Here is a 1,025-nt window from a genome sequence, read left to right as displayed (position 1 = left end):
GCCGGGGCTGCTGCGCCGGCTCGGCCACATCGAGCTGGCCGACGGCCCAGAGGCCGCGGTCGCCCGGCTGCGCCGCACCGTCGACCTGATCCGGGGCGACACCGGGCACCGGGCCATGGCCCTGCTCGACCTGGCCCAGGCCGCCGCCATGACCGGCGACGTGCCGGAAGCGCTGCGGATCGTGGAACAGGAGGCGGGCGAACTCGACCGCGCGGGCGCCCCGAAGGAGCTGCGGGCGGGCTTCCGCGCCGTACGCGGCCTGCTCGAACTCCTCGAAGGCCGCGGGACGCACCAGGCGCCGCCCTCGACGTCCTCCCCCGCGCAGCTCAGCGAAGTCGCCCGGAGCCCTTGGGTGCGCCGGGCCGAGGCCGCGCTGGCCGCCGTGAGCGCCCAGTGGAGCGGCACCCGGCGGGCCGAGGCGCTCCAGCAGGCCCGCCTGGCGCTCGGCGAGCCGGCCGCCACCGTCAACGACCACGCCCTGATGCGGCTGGGCCTCGTCCTCGTCCTGGCCCGGTCCGGTGCCGAGGAGGAGGCCCTGGAGAACTCCGCGGCCCTGCTGAGCGCGGCGACCGCGGAGGGTTCGCGCACCGTGGCGGCGCTCGCCCGGGCCGTGCTCGCCGAATGCACCTACCGCGCGGGCCGGCTGTCGGAGTGCCTGGACGCGGCGCACGAGGTGCTGGAGCGGGGCCCGGAGCCCGCCGAGCACGAGTGGCTGGGCTCCGCCATGGCCCGCGGCTGGCTGGGCAGCGCCCTGTACGAGTCGGGGGCCCTGGACCAGGCGCAGCGGGTCCTGCTGGAGCCCGGACTGGAGGCCGCGGTGCCGGCGATCACGCTGCCGGGCCTGCTGTTCCACCGCGGGCGGCTGCAGGTCGCGCTGGGGCGGGTCGGTCCCGGGCTGGCGGACCTGGAGGAGTGCGGGCGGCTGCTGCTGCACCGTGGCTGGACCAACCCGGCGCTGTGGCCGTGGCGTTCCGAGGCGGCCCTGGCGCACGCCCGGCTGGGCGACGAGGAGGCGGCCCGGCGGC

1 protein-coding gene is annotated in these 1,025 nt (G+C 78.4%); it reads left to right on the top strand.

What is annotated here, in order from left to right; all coding sequences use genetic code 11:
* Nucleotides 1-1,025, top strand: a 1,025-nt coding sequence (locus tag V7793_RS37860; protein ID WP_336014291.1) for a hypothetical protein, incomplete at both ends; no start/stop codon positions are given.

It is taken from the genome of Streptomyces sp. KLMMK (assembly GCF_036961605.1).
Classification (GTDB): Bacteria; Actinomycetota; Actinomycetes; order Streptomycetales; family Streptomycetaceae; genus Streptomyces; species Streptomyces telluris.
This window is presented reverse-complemented; position numbering and strand designations above follow the sequence as displayed.